The 21,281-nt window shown below is 45.1% G+C and carries 18 protein-coding genes; 11 read left to right on the forward strand and 7 right to left on the reverse strand.

The window, feature by feature from the left end:
* Positions 1–5 precede the first annotated feature (5 nt).
* Together ppk1 and JUB15_RS16530 are read right to left on the reverse strand one after the other, a co-directional pair.
* On the reverse strand, positions 6–2,129 hold the full coding sequence (gene ppk1 / locus JUB15_RS16525; protein ID WP_242696378.1) for a polyphosphate kinase 1: 2,124 nt from the start codon (positions 2,127–2,129) through the stop codon (positions 6–8).
* 277 nt (positions 2,130–2,406) lie between these two features.
* The gene (locus JUB15_RS16530; protein ID WP_207513607.1) at positions 2,407–2,865 is read right to left on the reverse strand and encodes a YqgE/AlgH family protein; all 459 of its coding nucleotides are present in this window, start codon (positions 2,863–2,865) and stop codon (positions 2,407–2,409) included.
* Between the two features lie 430 nt (positions 2,866–3,295).
* On the opposite strand from JUB15_RS16530, the gene rpmB reads away from it, so the two are divergent.
* The 4 genes from rpmB (at position 3,296) to ftsY (ending at position 5,175) form a co-directional block, all read left to right on the forward strand.
* Positions 3,296–3,532 (forward strand): 50S ribosomal protein L28, encoded by a 237-nt coding sequence (gene rpmB, locus JUB15_RS16535; protein WP_081155212.1) that lies wholly within the window; start codon positions 3,296–3,298, stop codon positions 3,530–3,532.
* Between the two features lie 24 nt (positions 3,533–3,556).
* A complete protein-coding gene (gene rpmG / locus JUB15_RS16540) occupies positions 3,557–3,739 on the forward strand; it encodes a 50S ribosomal protein L33 (RefSeq protein WP_038107717.1) in 183 nt (60 codons plus the stop codon).
* 89 nt (positions 3,740–3,828) lie between these two features.
* Positions 3,829–4,002 (forward strand): DUF4295 family protein, encoded by a 174-nt coding sequence (locus JUB15_RS16545; protein WP_207513608.1) that lies wholly within the window; start codon positions 3,829–3,831, stop codon positions 4,000–4,002.
* 213 nt (positions 4,003–4,215) lie between these two features.
* Complete coding sequence (gene ftsY / locus JUB15_RS16550; protein WP_207513609.1) at positions 4,216–5,175, forward strand: signal recognition particle-docking protein FtsY; 960 nt, start codon at positions 4,216–4,218, stop codon at positions 5,173–5,175.
* Between the two features lie 118 nt (positions 5,176–5,293).
* Here ftsY and JUB15_RS16555 read toward each other — a convergent pair whose 3' ends face one another.
* Positions 5,294–5,779: a hypothetical protein gene (locus JUB15_RS16555; RefSeq protein WP_207513610.1), complete on the reverse strand. Its 486-nt coding sequence runs from the start codon at positions 5,777–5,779 to the stop codon at positions 5,294–5,296.
* A 319-nt stretch (positions 5,780–6,098) separates the two neighbouring features.
* On the opposite strand from JUB15_RS16555, the gene rimO reads away from it, so the two are divergent.
* The 7 genes from rimO (at position 6,099) to JUB15_RS16590 (ending at position 17,780) form a co-directional block, all read left to right on the forward strand.
* Complete coding sequence (rimO, locus tag JUB15_RS16560; protein WP_207513611.1) at positions 6,099–7,409, forward strand: 30S ribosomal protein S12 methylthiotransferase RimO; 1,311 nt, start codon at positions 6,099–6,101, stop codon at positions 7,407–7,409.
* Positions 7,410–8,285: 876 nt separating this feature from the next.
* On the forward strand, positions 8,286–9,767 hold the full coding sequence (locus tag JUB15_RS16565) for an aldehyde dehydrogenase (NADP(+)) (RefSeq protein WP_207513612.1): 1,482 nt from the start codon (positions 8,286–8,288) through the stop codon (positions 9,765–9,767).
* 269 nt (positions 9,768–10,036) lie between these two features.
* On the forward strand, positions 10,037–11,038 hold the full coding sequence (locus tag JUB15_RS16570; RefSeq protein WP_207513613.1) for a 4-hydroxyproline epimerase: 1,002 nt from the start codon (positions 10,037–10,039) through the stop codon (positions 11,036–11,038).
* Between the two features lie 202 nt (positions 11,039–11,240).
* Positions 11,241–12,488 (forward strand): NAD(P)/FAD-dependent oxidoreductase, encoded by a 1,248-nt coding sequence (locus JUB15_RS16575; protein ID WP_207513614.1) that lies wholly within the window; start codon positions 11,241–11,243, stop codon positions 12,486–12,488.
* Between the two features lie 121 nt (positions 12,489–12,609).
* On the forward strand, positions 12,610–13,437 hold the full coding sequence (locus JUB15_RS16580) for an SMP-30/gluconolactonase/LRE family protein (RefSeq protein ID WP_207513615.1): 828 nt from the start codon (positions 12,610–12,612) through the stop codon (positions 13,435–13,437).
* A gap of 78 nt (positions 13,438–13,515) precedes the next feature.
* Positions 13,516–15,111, forward strand: a complete 1,596-nt coding sequence (gene bshC, locus JUB15_RS16585; protein ID WP_207513616.1) for a bacillithiol biosynthesis cysteine-adding enzyme BshC — start codon at positions 13,516–13,518, stop codon at positions 15,109–15,111.
* A 245-nt stretch (positions 15,112–15,356) separates the two neighbouring features.
* Positions 15,357–17,780: a TonB-dependent receptor gene (locus tag JUB15_RS16590; protein ID WP_207513617.1), complete on the forward strand. Its 2,424-nt coding sequence runs from the start codon at positions 15,357–15,359 to the stop codon at positions 17,778–17,780.
* A gap of 120 nt (positions 17,781–17,900) precedes the next feature.
* On the opposite strand, the gene JUB15_RS16595 is transcribed toward JUB15_RS16590, so the two are convergent.
* The 4 genes from JUB15_RS16595 to JUB15_RS16610 form a co-directional block, all read right to left on the reverse strand.
* The gene (locus tag JUB15_RS16595; RefSeq protein ID WP_207513618.1) at positions 17,901–18,764 is read right to left on the reverse strand and encodes a DUF6929 family protein; all 864 of its coding nucleotides are present in this window, start codon (positions 18,762–18,764) and stop codon (positions 17,901–17,903) included.
* Positions 18,765–18,799: 35 nt separating this feature from the next.
* On the reverse strand, positions 18,800–19,345 hold the full coding sequence (gene purE / locus JUB15_RS16600) for a 5-(carboxyamino)imidazole ribonucleotide mutase (protein ID WP_439651000.1): 546 nt from the start codon (positions 19,343–19,345) through the stop codon (positions 18,800–18,802).
* Positions 19,342–19,743 (reverse strand): four helix bundle protein, encoded by a 402-nt coding sequence (locus JUB15_RS16605; RefSeq protein WP_207513619.1) that lies wholly within the window; start codon positions 19,741–19,743, stop codon positions 19,342–19,344. Before JUB15_RS16605 ends, purE begins: the two co-directional genes overlap by 4 nt.
* A gap of 99 nt (positions 19,744–19,842) precedes the next feature.
* Positions 19,843–21,171 carry a TolC family protein gene (locus JUB15_RS16610; RefSeq protein ID WP_207513620.1) on the reverse strand — a complete coding sequence of 443 codons (1,329 nt, stop codon included), beginning with the start codon at positions 21,169–21,171 and terminating at the stop codon, positions 19,843–19,845.
* Positions 21,172–21,281: the final 110 nt, after the last annotated feature.

Genomic DNA, 21,281 nt, shown 5'->3' on the forward strand with positions numbered 1-21,281 from the left:
AGTCATTATACCGCCGGTGCTTCGCCAATCACTACAGGTGCTGTTACCTCTTCAGATCTTGGCGCACCAGGTATTACGTTACTTTTTTGGTGTAAGTAATTATATATTTCTACCTGCGACCGTACTTTTTTAAGCTTGCGGTCACGCGCATACCGGTTACTCAGTTCATTGTCCAAAATTCTGGCTTTTACATTATCACTGAGTTGTATTTCAAGAATATTTTTCAACACTTTTTTAATATTCTCGTCAAAAACCGGACAGGTAGCTTCTACACGATGGTCTAAATTGCGCACCATCCAGTCGGCCGATGAAATATATACCCTTTCAGCACCATTATTATGAAAAATAAATACGCGGGCATGTTCAAGATACTCATCAATTATACTGATCGCCTTTACGGGTTTTACGAATTTTTTATTTTCAGAATACATACAGAAGATGCCCCTGATGATGAGTTTTAGTTCTACACCCGATCTGGCGGCTTCATACAGCTTCTCGATCAACGTTTCATCGCTCAGGGAATTCATCTTTAAGGTAATGCCTGCCGGCTTTTTCTCTTTTGCATGTTTTATTTCCCGGTTAATAAGCTTCAGCAATTCTTTCCGCAGATCGGTAGGGCAGGGAATGATGGTTTTGCAGGCCTTTAAAAAATGCATACCCTCTTTAGGCTTCTCCAGGAAATTGAAGATCCGGTTAACATCGGCCATTATATGCCGGTCGGAAGTGAGCAGGCAATGGTCGCCATATACGGTGGCCGTTTTTTCGTTCAGGTTGCCGGTGCTGATAAAGCCGTAATGGATCGTATGATTATTCATCCGCTTTTTAATAAGACAGGCTTTGGCATGCACTTTCAGGTCGGGTATACTGATCAATACTTTAACGCCTTCCTCTTCCAGCCGCTCTTTCCATTCCAGGTTGGCTTCTTCATCGAAACGGGCCCGCAGTTCCAGCATCACCGTTACCTGTTTACCGTTGCGCACGGCATTGATAAGGGCATTGATCACTTTTGAATTACTGGCCAGCCGGTAAGCAGTTATTTTAATGACGGTTACATCGGGGTCAATGGCAGCTTCCCGCAACAGGTCAATGATGGCATGAAAGGAGTGGTAAGGAAAATTCAGCATTATATCCGTTTGCAGCACCACATCTGTTACCCGCATGGCGCTTTTGAGCATGGGATGTACGAATGGCCGTTTGCGGTGGCCTCTCTTTTCAAAAACGTCCGGAAAATCCATAAAGTGCCGGAAGTTATGGATACGGCCGCCGGGGATGAGGCTGTCTTTCCGCGACAGATTCAACTTGCGGATCAGGTAATCGAGCAGGCCGGGGTCCATATTCTTATCGAATACAAAGCGCACGGGCTTGCCCTTACGCCGGTTCTTTACCCCTTTTTCGATCTTTTGAATAAGGGTGGTGGAAATGTCGCTATCCATATCGATCTCCGCGTCCTTGGTTACTTTAAATACCCAGGAGGCATAACGATCGTACCCGAAATAGGAGAATATACTTTTCAGGTTGAACCGCAAAACATCTTCCAGCAATATTATATGGTGTTCCCCGGGAGGTGAAGGCAATTGAATGAACCGGCCATTGGCTTTGGCTGGAATTTCAATAATGGCATATTTCCGTTTGAGGCTACCGTCTTTACGTGACAGCACCACACCTAGATAAATTGATTTTTCCCGCAGGTAAGGAAATTGCGGAATACTTTCGATCATGAGCGGAATGGTATTGCTGCGCACTTCTTCCTCAAAAAAGGTTTGAACAAATTTCTGTTGCTCTTTATTCAATGATCTTTCAGTGATCAGGTAGATCCTGTCTTTTTCCAGTTCCCTATGTACGCCTTCCCAGATGCGGTTGAACTCAGCCTGTTGTTCCAGCACGATCTGTTGTATTTCATCGAGGATCTTACCCGGCGCCACTTCCATGTGCATGTTTTTCTTACCTACCTGGGTCATACGTTTAAGCGTAGCCACCCGTACGCGGAAGAACTCATCGAGGTTATTGGAGAATATTCCCAGAAACTTGATCCGTTCGCGCAAAGGCACACTTGGATCAGCGGCCTCTTGTAATACCCTTGCATTAAAAGATAACCAACTAATATCCCGGGCTATAGTTTTACGTTTCATCTGGTTGATCATATTTGTTTTGGCAGGAATCCCCCTGGTTTCCAGGTTTAAACGTTAAAATAATATATTTAATTTCTGTGCCTCGATCATTTCTTCATACAATTGGGTATGAAGATGTTCTGCCAAAGGTGAGGAGCTTGTAAATTAAAATTAAATTAAGGAATTATTAAATCGAATGGTGAGCAGGTATTACAAAAGGGATGTGAATTTTAGCAGGGGTAGTGACCTGTCCTGTAAAGTGATTGCCCAGGATGTGGGTATGATGGTTTTGTAGAAGCTATATTAACTGACTAACTGAAAAAGGGTCTTTCCATTGCAGTACTTCCCAACTGCCTTCTGCTATTTCTTCGTCGAGCTCCCGGTAGTCCCAGCCGCAATACCCCAAAAATATCTTCATGTCATTTTCATTAATTCTATGATTATCAATATGATTTACAGCTGATGTAAAATCGCCCCCCAGGTAAATGGTATCAGTTACGGGTTGTCCGCCTTTGATCAGATCAGGCCGTTGATGAATAAAGAACAGGTGCTCCTGGTCAACCGGTCCGCCAACGTACAACGGAAAAGGTTTTATGTGGTTGAATTCTACCAGTTCGTTAAGCTTTCTGGGATATTTTTGATTCACCACAAAACCCATGGCTCCTTTTTCGTTGTATTCTGTAATAAATAGTACAGTATGCCCGAAGAAAGTGTCATTCAGCAGGGAAGTGCTTTTTAAGAAAACTCCAGGTTTCATTCAGCGAAGATATTTAAGTTCCTACTGCCTGCGGGTACAAAAATCAATTACCACGCATCACCCGGCGCTTACTGAGCCGGGATCTTATATAACCTGTCACAGCGGCCGCAATGGCCGTATGTTCATTCTTCTTACCAGCATATCAGGTTTTTGGCCAAATCGGTGCCAGAGGCAGGTTAGTAATATTGCCGGTTTTAAGCAAACTTGCGGCAGAGGCATTTGAATGATATCCGCCGGCAATGGGTTTTACGGCCGGCCCGGAACTTTGGGAAGGCGCCAAAAATGTGAATAACCTGCCTAAAATGACTAAATTGCACATTTCCAAGCTTTACATATCCACAGGTGTTGAAAAAACAGTAAAAAAAGTTTGGTAAGAGTTTGTGAATTCCATAGATTTTGCGACCTTTGCCGTCCTAAATTTTTATGCGTCATGGCTAGAGTATGTCAGGTGACAGGTAAAGTTCCAGTAACAGGACACAAAGTTTCGCATTCCAACATTAAAACCAAACGTAGGTTTTTACCGAATTTGCAAACAAAACGTTTTTACCTGGCCGAAGAAGATAAATGGATCACCCTGAAGTTATCAACTGAAGGTATTCGTACCATCAACAAAAGAGGTTTAATGCCCGTAGTGAAAGAACTGCGCGCAAAGGGTGAAAAAATCTAATTAATTTTTTAAAGCGTAATAACAATGGCAAAGAAAGGTAACCGAGTTCAGGTAATATTGGAATGTACTGAGCACAAAAACAGCGGACAGCCTGGTACCAGCCGGTATATTTCTACCAAGAACAAAAAGAACACTCCTGAACGTCTGGAGTTGAAAAAATACAACCCGATCCTGAAAAAGGTAACGGTTCATAAAGAAATTAAATAAAAAGCCAATTTGCTGGTGTGCTGATGTATAACAATACTGTTATTTCATTATCACATTATCGAATTATCACATTATCAAATTAGCAAGTCATGGCAAAAGCAGCTTCGAAAAACGCGAAAACCAAGGATGCTAAAGCAGCAGCCGAGGCAAAGAACTGGACTAAAGTAATACGTGCCGTACGTAGCGAGAAAACAGGTGCATATACCTTTAAAGAGGCTATTGTGCACAAAGACAAGGTTAAAGATTACATGTCTGGCAAATAAGCTTTTCGCTTAGAAAAGATATTATTTAGGTTAGTTATAAGTACCTGATTTTTTAAGAGCTTTCCGAACAGGAAGGCTTTTTTGCTTTGCTGTATGTCAACCGCGTGCCATTGACCCCGCCTTCGCTATCGCTACGGGCGGGTAAGCATTCACCATAGACTGTTTGATGTTTCACGACCACAAATCATTTATCTTAGCCTTAAAATCAGGAAAATGAGTTTTTTCGGGAAGTTGTTTGGCAAAAAAGAAAAGGAATCGCTCGATCAGGGACTGCAGAAAACAAAGGAGGGATTTCTTTCGAAGATCACCAAAGCCATTGCCGGCAAAAGTACTGTTGATGAAGAGGTACTCGATAACCTCGAAGATGCCCTGGTCAGTGCCGATGTAGGCATTGATACCACGGTGCAGATCATTGAACGGATCGAACAACGGGTAGCTAAAGACAAATACCTCAATACCAGCGAACTGAACCGGTTACTACAACAGGAAATAGAAGCCGTGCTGGTTGATGCGCCGGAAAATAACAGCTATAATTTCAATACCGCCCTGCCAGCCAAACCATTTGTGATGCTCGTGGTGGGCGTGAATGGTGTTGGCAAAACCACTACCATAGGTAAACTGGCCTACAACTTCAAAAAAGCTGGTAAATCAGTTTTACTGGGCGCCGCCGATACGTTCCGGGCTGCCGCGGTTGACCAGTTAACCATCTGGAGCGAGCGGGTAGGCGTTCCTATTGTGAAACAGGCCATGGGTTCCGATCCTGCTTCTGTAGCTTTCGACACCGTGCAAAGCGGCCTGGCCAGGGGCGTTGATGTGATCATCATTGACACGGCCGGCCGGTTACATAACAAAGCCCACCTCATGGATGAACTGGGCAAGATCCGCCGGGTTGTTCAAAAACTGATTCCCCAGGCGCCCCATGAAGTAATGCTGGTGCTGGACGGATCTACCGGTCAAAACGCCCTGGAACAGGCGAAACATTTTACCGCCACCACCGATGTATCAGCGCTCACTATTACCAAACTCGACGGAACAGCCAAAGGTGGAGTGGTGCTGGCCATCGCCAATCAGTTTAAAATACCGGTAAAGTTTATCGGAGTAGGTGAGAAGATGGAAGACCTGCTGGTATTCGACAAACACGAGTTTGTAGACAGCCTGTTTAAACTGGGGTAGGCCAATTATCAGATGTGATCGTTCGATAATTTGATAATTCGGATCTCTTAATAATCTACAATTGAAATAAAAAGCGTTCCGGGATCCGGAACGCTTTTTTAATTCTTTTTCAGGTCCTTTAGAACGTAAACTTAAAGCCCAAACCACCCCAGGCGCCTACATACGCACCATTCAGGAATTCGATGTATGGGTTAACATCAAGGCTGATGGCAATTGGAGCACCGTTGAACTTGTAGTCAAGTCCCAATACGCCGTCAACACCAAACGAAGCATCACCATCATCATAATAATGATCGCCATGACGATGCCAGCGTTCGTTATACACGCCGAAGTGAGCACCGGGACCGGCATACCATTTCAGGCCGGGAGCGCTGTTGATATCGCCGTGAAACTCATATAAACCGGTAAACCGGAAACCGTGGTTCCAGAAGGAAAAAATGCCTTCCAAAGCCCGGTCATCGCGGATAAAATGCTTCACAGTCAAAGCACCCGGCCAGAATTTAACACCAATAGCGGTACGATAATCAGATCCCATAGACTGAGCCTGGGTTCGGGTAACGGTCAAAACGGCCAGTAAAGCTAATAGAGCAACGATTCTTTTCATAATATCTGTGTTTGGTCGTAAACAATTTTAAAAACTATGCCAAAACACGCCTGGCCACACAAGAAGTCTAAATCCCTCAGTCTCAGCACCTTTTTTTTGAAAAACAACGCAATATTACAGCTAAACGGGTAAACTGCAATGACCTTAACAATTGTTGCCAAACGCGCAAACGATCACAAATTTCAAATAACAACTACCAGTCGCTGGGAATGTGTGAATTGAGCCGGCATTGCTTTATTGACCCGGCGCCGTGCAGATTTCGTTTTTCCAATTTGCATATTGCCCATTGCCCATTGAAATAGTACCTTTGCGCCCTTATATGAAAGTCAGATCCCATAAAAAAGACAAGGTCAATATCATTACGCTGGGCTGCAGCAAGAACATGGTTGATAGTGAAGTCCTGAGCGGACAGCTACAGGCCAATGATATCGACGTGATACATGAGAATCAAAAATCAGATCACAATATTGTAATTGTAAATACCTGTGGCTTTATTGACAAGGCCAAGGAGGAATCGATCAATACCATTCTTGACCAGGTAGAACTGAAACGTCGCGGTAAACTCGATAAAGTGTATGTTACCGGCTGCTTAAGCGAGCGATACAAGAATAACCTTGAACAGGAAATTCCTGAAGTGGATGCCTATTTCGGCACGATGGAACTGCCGTTGATATTAAAACAGTTTGAAGCCGATTATAAAGCAGAATTGCTGGGCGAGCGCTTACTGGCCACGCCTACCCATTATGCCTATCTGAAAATTTCAGAAGGCTGTAACCGCACCTGTTCTTTTTGTGCCATTCCCCTTATGCGCGGCCAACACATCAGCAAACCCATTGAACAGCTGGTGAAAGAAGCCGAGGGACTGGTGAAGAAAGGCGTAAAAGAAGTAATGCTCATTGCCCAGGAATTAACCTATTACGGGCTGGACATCTATAAAAAACGCATGCTGGCTGATCTGATGAACCGTCTGGCCGATGTAAAAGGGCTGGAATGGATCAGGCTGCATTATGCATATCCGTCTAAATTTCCGTTGGAAATACTGGATGTAATGCGCGAACGGGAGAACATCTGTAATTACCTCGATATGCCGCTGCAGCACGCCAGCGATAACATGCTCAAGGCTATGAAACGCCAGATCACCCAGGCAGAAATGAATGAATTGATCAGCGCCATCCGCGAAAAAGTGCCTGGTATTGGTTTACGAACCACATTGATCACCGGCTTCCCGGGTGAAACAAGAGACGATGTAGAGTCGTTGAAGTCGTTCCTGCAAATGCACCGCTTCGATCGCGCCGGCATCTTCACTTATTCGCACGAAGAGAACACTACCGCATACGACCTGGAAGACAATATTCCACAGGAAGAAAAAGAAGCGCGGGCACAGGAGATCATGGAAGTGCAGCAGGAGATCAATTTTGAAAAGAACCAGGAAAAGATTGGCAAAACCTTCAAAACCCTGATCGATAAAAAAGAATCGGGCCGTTACCTGGGCCGCACTGAATTCGACAGTGTAGAAGTGGATAATGAAGTGATCATAAACAGCACCAAAAAATTACCTATAGGTGAATTTGTAAACGTTAAGATCACCAAAGCATACGATTTTGACCTGGAGGGTGAAGTGGTTGACTAACACCCCCGGCCCGCTAAAGGGGAGTCGTAAATCCTCGATCTGACATCCAACAATTTCTTAAAACTTAAAAACGCCGTCTGCTACTTCGCGGATGGCGTTTTTTGCGTTAGGCCTTAACCGTTCAGCCTTCAACCGGCTTTTGCGTTTAGGGTTCTGCGTTAAGCGTTTGGCGTTCAGCATTAAGCGGAATTACCACAAAGTTGTATTGTCTCCGCATGGTATAAGCAATACCTTCGCCTCATTAAATGTACATTGAACAATCAATGGTACATACAGCCTTATCATTTCCGGATATACATTAGCATTTATTTACTGACATTTATAAATGACTCAATTGGAGGCAATGGCAGATACCGGCAGGTGTGAGTGATCAGATCTGCATGGTATCATCGTGGATCATGAAGTAGTGCGACGCTACTTAATGAATATTTTCCACACTGGCAGGCATACAACCTCTTGTGCCTGCCTTTTTAATTCTGTAAGTGTTTCATTAGTGCTAAATACCGTTTGCAGTCCTAATTAATTAAACAAATGTGACATACCATTAACAAAAAAATATAATAAATAGACATGCAAAATGTGTAAAATAGATCAATAAGCCGGTAAATTTGAAATCAGGTTAATACGCTTTTTTAGTATTAGTAGCAGCTCTCGACCAAGAGGGTTTAGGTTCTGGTTAATTATGCTGCCAGCAGCATATCCGGAGTTCATTAACAGGGAAAGAAAGATCTACTTTCTTTCCCGTTAAGCCCGGATTCTGTCCCTTTCCCTATTAACAGTTTTTACCTTTTTAGCTTCAATATTTCACGCAGGTATAATGGTTAAAGGAATGTATAATACCTTTGTAGCCCGATACAACGGTAAAATACTTGACTTATGTTTAAAGATGCAACCTCACACGAGATAGACCAGGTATTGAACAATGCATGGCAGGCCTTTCGTCAATACCGGAAGTATTCGTTAAAAGACCGGGCCCGCTTCATGCGCACCATTGCTACAGAGCTGGAAAATGCAGGCGACGAACTGATCCAGACAGCAATGCGTGAAACCAATCTGCCTGAAGCGCGTTTACGCAACGAACGGGCCCGTACCATGTATCAGTTGACCAGTTATGCCGACGCCTGCGAAAGAGGCGAATGGCTGGAAGCCAGGATCGATACGGCAAATACGAATAAAACGCCACCCAAGCCAGATATCCGCAAAATGCTGATCCCCCTGGGGCCTGTAGTGGTATTCGGGGCCAGTAATTTTCCATTCGCTTATTCTACCGCAGGTGGCGATACAGCCTGTGCTTTTGCAGCCGGTTGCCCGGTTATTGTAAAAGCACACCCGGCGCATGCACAAACATCTGAACTGGTGGCCCGGGCCATCCTGAGGGCTGCAGAAAAATGCCAGCTTCCCAACGGTGTTTTTGCCCACGTACACGGCGCTTCTCAGGAAGTAGGAAAAGCGCTCGTTATGCATCCGTACACAAAAGCAGTAGGATTTACCGGTTCCTATTCAGGCGGTACAGCTTTGTTCGACTGGGCGAACCAGCGCAAAGAACCCATACCGGTATTCGCTGAAATGGGCAGTGTGAATCCGGTGTTCTTATTGCCTGAAAAATTGAAACAATCTGCTACCGAGATCGCAAAACTATATGCTGGTTCTATCACGCTGGGTGTTGGCCAGTTCTGTACCAACCCGGGCCTGATATTCGGCATAGAAGGAGCGGAGCTGCAGGAATTTATAACTACGCTCGGCAATGAAATAAAAGCGGTTAGTCCGGGTACCATGTTGCATCCGGGTATTTCAAAAAATTATGCTGAGAACAGATCACGCGCTCTTTCCCAACAACAGGTACAAACAGTGGCCATAAGCAATACGCAGCCTGCCGACAACCAGGGTGTGCCAACGATCGCCTCTGCCAGCGGCGAAGCGTTCCTGAATAATCCCATCTTACACCAGGAAGTGTTTGGGCCTTATTCTCTTGTTATCCGGTGTAAAGACCAGCAGGAATTACTGCAAGTGGTTCGTCACCTGGAAGGACAATTGACCGCCACGCTGATGGCCACTGAAAATGATATTGTACAGCACGATGAACTGGTAGAAGCCGTAAAAGATATTTGTGGCCGCTTTGTCGTAAATGGCGTGCCTACCGGCGTGGAAGTATGTTTAAGCATGCACCATGGAGGTCCATTTCCCGCAACTACCGATTCGCGCTTCACTTCGGTTGGGGCCGACGGTATTAAACGTTTTGCCCGTCCGATCGCCTATCAGAACTGGCCAAACAATTTATTACCGGATGAGTTGAAGGACGGCAATCCGTTGGGCATATGGAGAACGGTAAATGATGAAATAACGAAAAATGGTTTGTAGTTTGTTGTTTGTGGTTTGTAGTTGCTGCCGAAATACTAAATCGCCGAGAAAATGTATCAGCCATAGAATTCAGACTGCATGCGTTTGCGCTTGAGTTTGAAATAAAAGAACCACAAACAACAAACCACAAACAACAAATTTGTTTTGCGTTTTTCTGCTGCCTATAAAAATATTCCCGTTTATAATTTTTTATTACTTTACCCGCGTATCCGGCGAGTGTACTTAACATTAAGTCGCTCAGGATGAACGCGAGATAAACTGTGGGGTTCATGAAAAAAACTTTTTTCTGTATCGATGCGCATACCTGCGGCAACCCGGTTCGCCTGGTAGCCGGTGGTGGTCCTGTACTGGAAGGAAAGAACATGAGCGAAAAGCGCCAGCATTTCCTAAAAGAATACGACTGGATCCGCAAAGGACTGATGTTCGAACCCCGCGGGCACGATATGATGAGTGGCAGTATCCTGTATCCGGCCCATGATCCGCAGAACGACATCGCTGTACTGTTCATTGAAACAAGTGGCTGTTTACCGATGTGCGGCCATGGTACCATTGGCACGATCACTATCGCCGTTGAAGAAGGATTGATCACACCCAAAGTGCCGGGCACCGTTCGGCTGGAAACACCCGCCGGACTGGTAAAGATCAGTTACAAGCAGGAAGGCAAAAAGGTAAAAACGGTTAAATTGACTAACGTTCCCGCTTACCTGGCAGCTGAAGGGTTGCAGGTGACCAGCCCTGACCTGGGCGAGTTGACCATAGATGTTGCCTACGGCGGAAATTTTTATGCGATCGTTGATGTTCAGCCCAATTTTAAAGGACTGGAGCATTATGGAGCAGATCAGCTGACCGGGTGGGCGAGGGAGTTACGCAAACGAATAAACGCGCAATACCAGTTTGTACATCCGGAGAACCCAACTATTAACGGTTGCTCTCATATTTTATGGACAGGCGCTGCAATGGATAAAAATGCTACCGCGCGCAACGCGGTGTTTTATGGCGACAAGGCAATTGACCGGTCACCCTGCGGAACCGGCACCTCAGCCCGGATGGCGCAATGGTATGCCAAAGGAAAATTGAAGAAAGGCGATGCTTTTGTTCATGAAAGCATTATCGGGTCACAGTTCGTGGGGCGCATTGAGGAAGAAACAACGGTTGATGGAAAACCCGCTATTCGCCCCAGCATTGAAGGATGGGCAAAGATCTACGGCTACAATACTATTTCCATTGATCCGGATGACGATCCGTATGCGTATGGTTTCCAGGTTATTTAAGAATGGGTGATTTACTAATGGGAAGCATACGATATATAACAGCGCGGTAACAGTTACCGGTTCCCGGTTACCCGGGCGCTCAAATTAAAAGCAGCTTGATTACAGGCGGGCCTTGTGCCTTAAGGGCCTGGCAACCGGAAACTGGCAACCGGTAACCCGTTATATTACCATTCACTCTATACTTGACCACTAAATACTTCACATGAGCAAACAGGTTACTATTATTGGCGGCGGTGTTATCGGCCTTTGCTGTGCGTATTATCTCCAAAAAGAAGGTTATGAAATAACGATCATTGAAAGAGGTGACATTACCGATGGCACTTCATTTGGAAACGCAGGTTATGTATCGCCCAGCCACTTTATTCCCCTCGCATCACCCGGTATTGTAGCACAGGGCTTGCGGTGGATGCTCAGTTCAACCAGTCCATTTTACATTAAACCCCGCCTTAATCTCGATCTTATCAGGTGGTTGATGACCTTCTGGAAACAGGCCAATGCCCGAACGGTAGAAAAAAATATTCCTCCGCTGAACGATATCTTACAATTAAGCCGTGAACTGACCAGCGATATCAAAAATGAACTCGGCAATCATTTCCGCATGCAGGAAGTGGGTTGTTTCATGCTCTATAAATCGGCCGCTATTGAAAAACATGAAATAGAATTGGCCACAGCAGCAGCGAAGCTGCACATCGATACCAAAATATTAAATGCACAGGAAGTGCAGGCCATGGAGCCGGATGTACAGGTAGATGTGCGGGGCGGTGTTTTGTATCCGATCGACTGCCACCTGCATCCCGGCGACCTGATGCGCACCCTCAAAGAACACCTGGTAAAGTCGGGCGTAAAACTGCAGCTGAACACTACCGTTACCGGCTTTGAGAAAAAAGGGAATACCGTTACAGCCGTTATTACCAGCAAGGGCAAATTCGATTGCTCTCAACTGGTGCTGGCCAGCGGATCTTGGCTGCCGGTGGTAAGTGAAAAGCTGGGCATTTCCATTTTGTTACAGGCTGGCAAAGGATACAGCATGACGTATGAGAAAGTACAAAGGAACCTGCGCTATCCGGCTATCCTGGTAGATAAAAGAGTAGCCATGACACCTATGGGTGCCGACCTGCGGATGGGCGGCACTATGGAGATCAGCGGACTCAATTCTCCCTTACTGATAAAACGTGCACATGCTATTTATAACGGCGCCAAAGCCTATTATCCCGATCTGCCCGTGGAAATGATGCCGAAAGAAAAGATCTGGTACGGATTACGCCCGCTCACCCCCGATGGATTACCGTATATCGGTCATCATAGTAAATATGCGAATTTGGTGATCGCCGGCGGACATGCCATGCTTGGTCTCTCCCTGGCTGCGGCCACCGGTAAACTGGTAGAAGAACTCATCAATAAAAAGAAAACTACGATCGATGTGGCCGCTTTCAGCCCGGAAAGATTCTAAGGCAACAAGGCATAAAGGCAAAGAGGCATACGTTTCAGCCGCCAGCCAACCGCGTTAGCTGGTCAACCAGTCAACTTGTTAACTTTTCGACTATCTTTACTCCCCTCAAAACAAGCATCATATGAAAAGTTACTCTATTGCAGCCGCATTCATGCTGACAGCCTCGATCGCCAATGCCCAGGAACACCAGCTGGTTAAAAAATGGGAGACTGATACCCTGCTGAAAGTACCAGAGGCAGTACTGTACGATGAAGCCAATAAAGTATTGTACGTTACCAATATTGACGGCCAGCCGTGGGACAGGGACAATAAAGGGTCCGTTGGTAAAGTAGGGCTTGATGGTAAGATCATTACCGTAGACTGGGTAAGCGGCTTTTCGGCACCCAAGGGTATGGGATTATATAAAAACAACCTGTATGTAGCCGATGTAGACAAAGTAGCCGTGATCGATATTAAAAAGGGGGCAGTTGTTAAAACCATTCCGGTTGAAGGCGCACAGGGCCTGAATGACATTTCTGTTGATAAAAAAGGCGTGATCTACGTATCTGATTCTAAAAATAAAAAAGTACATCGCATCGAGAACGGTCAGGTGACCACCTGGCTCGAAAACCTGAAGGGCCCCAACGGACTGCTGATTAATGGCAATGACCTGTTTGTGCTCGATGCAGGCGGATTGTACAAAGTGGAAAAAGATAAATCACTTACCAAACTGGCCGAAGGCATGGAAGGCGGTACCGATGGCGTGGAACATGTAAAAGGAAAAGATTATATCGTCAGCTGCTGGGCCGGCTCCATCTGGTATGTGAACGGCGATGGAACCAAACAAAATCTGCTGGATACCCGCGAACAAAAGATCAACACGGCCGATATTGGCTATGACGCGAAGAACAGGATCGTGTATGTTCCCACCTTCTTTAAAAATAACATCATAGCGTATGAACTAAAGTAGCAATGGAACGTTAAAATTGACGATCAGTTATGCCAATCGTGCGGTTGATAGTATTTTTATGTTCGCATTCCCTTATTTATGGATTGTAATTCTACTAATTTATCATTTGAGCAGACGGGGTATTTTTCAAAGATCATCACAGATTATCTTAACCAGTCCTCAACTATACAGCCTTTTTACAAGTATCCGGCTTCAGTGGAAGGAATTGCTATGGCCATACAGGCCCGGCAATCAGTACAACCCGACCGCAATCTGCTGGTAACGGAATTACAAAAGCAATATACAGGGATCAACACTTCAGCCCTCGTTCAGCAAAATATTCAACAGCTCTTACAGCCCAACACGTTTACGATTACTACGGCGCATCAGCCGGCCATCTTCACCGGTAACCTGTATTTTATTTATAAGATAGTACATGTTATCAGGCTGGCCGACAGACTTAAGAAGGAATTTCCGTCGAACCATTTTGTGCCGGTATTCTGGATGGGCAGCGAAGATGCGGATCTTGATGAATTGGGCCATGTGTATTTAGGTGGAGAAAAGCTGGTTTGGGAAACAAAACAAACAGGCGCTGTAGGTCGTATGAATACCAAAGGGCTCGATAAACTGATCCACCGCATCGAGGGAGAATTATCCGTACAGCCTTATGGTAAAGAATTAATAGAGCTGCTGCGCAGCTGTTACCTCGAAAGTCCCGATATACAAACAGCCACTTTCAAACTGATAGATGCTTTATTTGCAGAATACGGTTTGATCGTTGTGTTGCCCGATAATGCGAACCTGAAAAGAGTGATGGAGAACGTGTTCCGGGAAGACCTGCTACAACAAAATGCGGCCGGGATAGTAGGGAAGACCATTGACAAATTATCCGAACAATATAAAGTCCAGGCGCACCCACGCGAGATCAACTTATTTTACTTAAAGGATAATGTTCGCGAGCTGATAGAGCTGAGGCAGGATAAATACGAAGTAAGAAAAACAGATATCAGCTTTACCAAAGATGAAATAATGGCCGAGCTGGTCAATCATCCCGAGAGGTTTAGTCCGAACGTGATCTTGCGTGGCCTTTACCAGGAAACTGTGTTGCCCAATATTGCGTTTGTTGGTGGCGGCGGTGAAACAGCCTACTGGCTTGAATTAAAAGACCTTTTCGAGCACTATCATACGCCCTTCCCGGTATTGCTGGTGCGCAATTCGTTTTTGATCGTAGAAAAGAAGTGGCAGGATAAGATCCAGAAACTGCAACTGCAGCCGAAAGATTTCTTTCAGAGTGAACAACAGTTGCTCACTATTCTGGTGAGCCGGCATAAGAACGGAGAACTGAAATTAAAACAGGAAGTAGAAGCTGCCAAACATGTGTATGAGCAGTTAAAAAATAAAGCGGCCGCGATCGACCGGTCATTAACGCAGCATGTAGAAGCATTACAGGCCAGAACTTTGAGGCCTTTACAGGAACTGGAAAAGAAATTATTGCGCGCTGAAAAGAAAAAATACGAAGCCGAGCAACGGCAGATCCAGGCGGTGCGCTCCGCCTTGTTTCCCCGCAATGGATTACAGGAACGTATTGACAATTTTATGCCCTGGTACGCGCTCTGGGGCCGCGATTTCATTAAAATAATACACGATCACTCTCTCACTTTAGAACAACAATTCACTATTCTTGAAGAAAGCTAAAATGTCGCCGGTTAGCAGTTACCAGTCGCGGGGATCTCATTAATTGACTTTCCACCGGACTGTATTTCCCTGTAACCACTCTTTGGCACCTTAAACCTTCCGGTTTATTCTTAGCATGTTCCCTGGCAACCGGAAACCGGTAATTCCTAAGAATTTTTTCTCATCGCGTAAACGGTTTTCCCGATTCTGCAAAGCAAACCATACAGGCGCCATTAATTTCGCGCCACAAAAGCGTGTACTCTAATATGAAGCAGTTTTTTTTATTGGTATTTGGTATTTTAGTAGCAATCACGAACGGTTTTGCGCAAAAAAGCACCGGTTCCATTAAAGGAACGGTAACAACTTCCGATGGCAAGCCGGCAGAATCGGTTTCCGTACAAATAGCAGGTAAACGCCGTGGCGATATTACCAACGAAAAAGGTGTATTTGAGATCCTTAAGCTGCAACCAGGCAGTTACACCCTCACCATCTCATTTACCGGTTATGAAGCGCTGGAACAGCAGGTTGAAGTAGTAGCCAATCAAACCGCCACCGTTTCTTTCCAGTTAAAAGCCTCGAATAAAGAATTACAGGAAGTAGTAGTTACTTCCGGACAAAACAAATTCGCTAAAAGATCAAGCGGATACGTGGCCCGTTTACCCCTGGGCAACCTCGAGAACCCTCAGGTGTACAATGTAGTGCCCAAAGAATTATTGCAGGAACAAATGATCGTTAGCTTTGATGATGCGCTGAAGAATGCGCCGGGTGTTGACAGGTTATGGACCTCTACCGGACGCGCAGGCGATGGCGCCGGTTATTTCACGATGCGTGGTTTCAGCGTACAACCAACCATGATCAATGGCATTGCCGGTTTAACCAATGGCGGCCTGGATCCTGCTAATATCGAACGCATAGAAACCATCAAAGGCCCATCCGGTACTTTGTTCGGCAGCAGCCTTATATCTTTTGGCGGATTGATGAATATTGTAACGAAAAAGCCATACGATTCAACCGGTGGCGAAGTATCATATACCGGCGGCAGCTATGGTTTAAGCCGTTTTACGGTTGACGTTAACACACCGCTCAATAAAAGCAATACCGCGCAGTTCCGGTTAAACGGCGCTTACCATTATGAAGGCAGCTTCCAGGATGCCGGCTTTAAAAGATCGATATTTGTAGCACCCTCTTTAGCTTACCAGGTGAATGACCGCCTGTCTTTCCTGTTCAATACAGAATTCTTTACATCGGAAGGCACCAACCCGCTGATGGTATTCCTGAACCGCACGCGTCAGCTGGAATACAGAACGCCCAAAGAGCTGGGCATGGACTATAAGCGCAGCTTTACCAGCAACGATATCACCATCAAAAATCCTACACTGAACCTGTATGGTCAAATGAATTACAAGTTGAGTGATCAATGGGTTTCGCAAACCAGTGTATCGCGCAGCGTTCGTCAGTCAGACGGATACTACCAGTATGTAATGTTCAACACGCCTAACGGTGGCGACACCCTGCTGAACCGCTTTGTCAGCAATCAGAATGGCGTTGGTACCTCAACAGATATTCAGCAGAACTTTATCGGTGATTTCAAGATCGGTAAATTACGCAACAGGGTGGTAGCTGGTATCGACTTCTTCAGCGTGCAAACCCAAAACAACAGCTCGGCTTATATTACCTTCGACCAGGTGAGCTCCACCCGCCTGAATGATACGCGCTATGGTCAGTTAAGCCAGGCGGCAGTAGATGCCAAACTGGGACAAAACACCGCACCTACCAAATCATGGACCAATGCACAAACCTACAGCGCCTACATTTCTGATGTATTGAATATTACCGAACAGTTGGCAGCCATGGCCAGTGTGCGCATCGATTATTTCGACAGCAAGGGTTCTTTTAATGCTACCAGCGGCAGCACGCCTTTGCCCAATTCAAAATATAACCAAACATCGGTATCGCCGAAATTCGGTTTAAGCTATCAGATCGTTCCAGACAGGGTATCGGTATTTGGTAACTACATGAACGGATTTCGCAATGTAGCGCCGGTTAATCAACCAACTGATAAAGTTTCAGGCGTTTTTGATCCTCAACACGCCAATCAGCTGGAAGGTGGGGTAAAACTGGATCTTTTCAGCCATAAACTGAGCATAAGCGCAAGCTACTATGATATCACTGTAGATAATATGACGCGTAGCGAAACAGTTGAAATAGACGGTGAGCAGCTGAATATTACCGTACAGGACGGATCACAGGAAAGCAAAGGGATTGAAATGGATGCCGTTGCCAACCCATTACCAGGCCTGAACATTGTGGCTGGTTACTCTTATAACGACAGCAGGAACAAAAAAACCGATATCAATATTATCGACAGGCGTCCGAACAGTGCCGGTCCGCGCAACCTGGCCAATGCCTGGATCAGCTATACCTTGCTGAAAGGCAGTGCCAAAGGATTGGGCGTGGGTTTTGGCGGTAACTATGCCAGTGAGAATATCATTACCAACAGCCTTCCAACAGGAGAATTTGTGATTCCTGAATACACCGTATTAAATGCCACGCTCTTCTACAATGCGAAAGCATTCAGGGTAGGCGTAAAGGTTGATAATCTTACCAATGAGCAATATTACAAAGGCTGGTCAACCGTTGAGCCGCAAATGCCCCGGAGAGTATCGGCCAGTGTTGCGTTCAAATTCTAGTTTTAGTTCTTACGTATAAAAAAGCAGCATCCCGTCACGAGTTTTCGCGACGGGATTTTTTTTACACAAAAAAGCCGCCTGGTTAAACCCGGGCGGCATACTATGTAAAGTACAGTTTTATTATTCTTTTATCCGCACGACAAAGATGCCATTTTCACCTTCTTTGTTAGCCAACAGGTATAATTTCACCCGCCTGCTTTTTTCTGAACGGATACAAACCGACTGCATATTGTAACCGACAAAACCATCGTTTGTTTCATTCAAATGAAAGAGGGAGTTAACCTTCATTTTTTTACGCACCACTTTACGTGAAGCGTTCTCTATAACGGCCAGGTAGCTGTCGCCGGTTGTTTGATGTTCTTTATCGGTACTTTCAGAGAGCAGTGTTACTACCAGCCAGTCATTTTTGTAGGAATAGGAGAGACCCGATAAGCCCACTACCTGGTTAGGCGTTTGTGGCAGATCGAAGCTAATGGTTGTAATTTCTGCTTTTTCCTGGTTCTTCCAGAACTCAGCATCCGTAACAATGATATGATTTTCGGGCGAAGCTTTGTGGTCGCGGTTACACAGCACCAGTTTACCCAACACAATAGCGGCAGATTCGATATTGATTATACCTACCGTTTCTTTCAACCGGCTATAAAAAAGAGAGATATCGTATTCTTCCTTCGTGAAATCATCGAGGTTAACCAGGATGGCTTTGTGATGATTGTCCTTAATATCGAAACCCAATACCAGCAGCCGGGGAATGCTATTCACCTCAACGATGGTAGTTGCTTCGAAATCGGATTTGCTGCCAGGAAGGATCTTGGGATCGTCGTACGTCAGCAGTTGATGCTTGGCCAGGGTTTGCCACTTTTTATTCATGGCAACCATTTCACTGGCATCATCATCAACCAGGTACAGGTTATCATTAAAGTATTCTACATTTGAGCCATTGGGCAAATCCTGAATTTCTCTATAATCGAGCAATTTGAGTTTCATACCGTGCGCAAATTACAAGGATGAATCATAAATCCCTAATCAAATTTATTTTCCCACCCTTGTTTTTTCAGATTATCGATCTTGATCAATACTTCTTCTTCCAGTTTCTTTTTATAGGCTGCTACCTGATTTCCAATAGCTTCATCAAATGATCCGATGATGGAAGCCGCCAGGATACCAGCATTTTTAGCAGCGTTCAATGCTACTGTAGCAACTGGTATGCCATTCGGCATTTGAAGTATAGATAGTACTGAGTCCCAGCCATCTATTGAATTGGATGATTTAATAGGCACACCGATCACGGGCAATGGGGTCAATGAGGCTACCATACCGGGTAAATGAGCTGCGCCACCGGCGCCGGCAATGATCACTTTCAATCCTCTTTCGCGGGCCTTTGTAGCATATTCCACCATTCGCATGGGTGTACGATGCGCTGATACTACGGTTAATTCAAAAGAAATTCCCAAACTCTTCAGCACATCTGCTGCCGCCTGCATTACCGGCAGATCGCTATCGCTGCCCATGATAATTCCAACCACAATGGTTTGTGGTTTATTGTTTATTGTTTCTGGTTCTTTCACTTCTGTCTGTCTTTAAATTTTAAACCTTTTGTTTCACAAGAGTTTAGATACATAATAAAGGCCGCTATCTTTTTTGTAAGGATGTCAGTCTCTTTATAGAGATCAGTAAATTCCGTTTCGCTGATATACTTGTCATCAAAACATCGGTATATCTGTGACTTTAATTCGCCGCATTCTCCTTTGGAAATACTTTGAGCATTTATAAATTCTAACCGGCTGCTTCTTTCAAACCCTTCGGCTATATTATCCATTATGGAACCAGCTGCAGCCTTCATTTGTTCTGCAAATCTGAACTCTCGTTTCAGCCGCAATCTTTCTGCTATCAGCGAAATCTTTGAATATAACTTTCTCGCTAATTGCCAAATTTCGAGATCTTCAAAGCGGTTAACAGTAGCCATGGAATCAATGATTTGGGTATACTAATACCAAGCCTAAACCATTTTCAGTCCCGAAAATAGCGCAGTGAGAACAATAAACCAAAAACCATAAACTATAAACTAGCGAAGCAGATCGCCCCTTAACCGCAATAACTCTGTTTCTGCCAGCTTCGTATTATACTGCGCGGCATAGAGGCGGTTGCGGGCATCCTGCAGACTGAATTGCGCTTCACGCAATTCCAGGTAGGTAGATACTCCCTGTTTAAAGCGCTCAAGAGCAATGGCCACATTTTCTTCGGCCAGTACTATGTTGTCATCTTCAAGATCGAGCAGCTTCTTCTGCAATTCATAATCTTTATAGGCATTGCCCAGCCCCACATCAACCAGTGACCGTTGCTTTTCATAATTGATCTTTTGGTATTGCACGTCGAGCTGCGCCTGTTTAATAAGCCGGCGGGTATTGAAACCATTCAGAATGGGAACAGTTAATCCGAACCCGTAATTAAGCCCTTTATTCTGGTTGAACTTGGGTTGGTTCTGGTTCACCACCACGCTGTTATTGGTAGAGTTGAAATTATAGGCTGAATTGAAAGCAAGCGTAGGCCATAAGCCGGCTTTTTGTTCTTTTACCGTGATGTTTGCGATATCAATACTTTTTTTCGCGGCCAGTAATGAGGGGTTCGTTTGTTCGAACTGCGCGGCAAACTCGCCATACTGTAACGACATATTGATGGGTATACTGTCGGCTACTTCGTATATGGAACCGGTTTTGAAACCTATCAACTGGCTCAGATTATCGCGCAACTGGGCAATCAGCGTGAGCTGTGTTAACTGCGCCGCTTTTTGCGCGTTATAGTCAACTTTGGCTTGCAGCAACTCAGGTTTGCTGCCTAAACCAACCGACAATTTCCTGTCGGCCAGTTTAACCCGTTCTTCATTGAGCGACATCTGTTCTTCTACCGCTTTCAGCTGTAATTTCTGACGAACGATATTGAAGTAGTTATTGATCACTGCCGCTATGCTGTTCACGATCTGCGCTTTTACATTCAGTGAGCCCCATTTTTCCAGTTCCATCAAACGTTCGCGGGTAGCAAACATCCGCATGCCGTCGAACAAGGTCCAGCTCAGGTTAATGGAATAGTTCATATTGGTAGTGCGAACGCCGTTGCGCGTAACCAAACTGTCTTTTCCGGTACTGCGGCTGGCAAATTTCAATTGCTGGTCGTTTGTATTCCAGATAGCGTTGGCCTGTCCGTTCAATTGCGGCAGAAACGCAGCAAATGAATAATAACGGTCCAGCGCATAGGCAGTAGAATCGTTACGGGTCAATAAAATATCATAGTTATTTTTCAGCGCAGCAGTGATTGCATCCTGTAAGGTAAGTTGCTGTTGTGCTTTTGCCAGTACGGAACCAATCAAACAAATGATCAGCATTGAAATATATCTCATATTTATCAAAACTGTTTGAGTTTTTTAAACCATTACAGGTTACAGGTTGCAAGCCTGCCGGCCGGCAGGCAGGTTACAGGGAAAACCATGTAACCGGAACCATGTAACCT

This window comes from Longitalea luteola, from assembly GCF_017356035.1.
Classification (GTDB): Bacteria; Bacteroidota; Bacteroidia; order Chitinophagales; family Chitinophagaceae; genus Niastella; species Niastella luteola.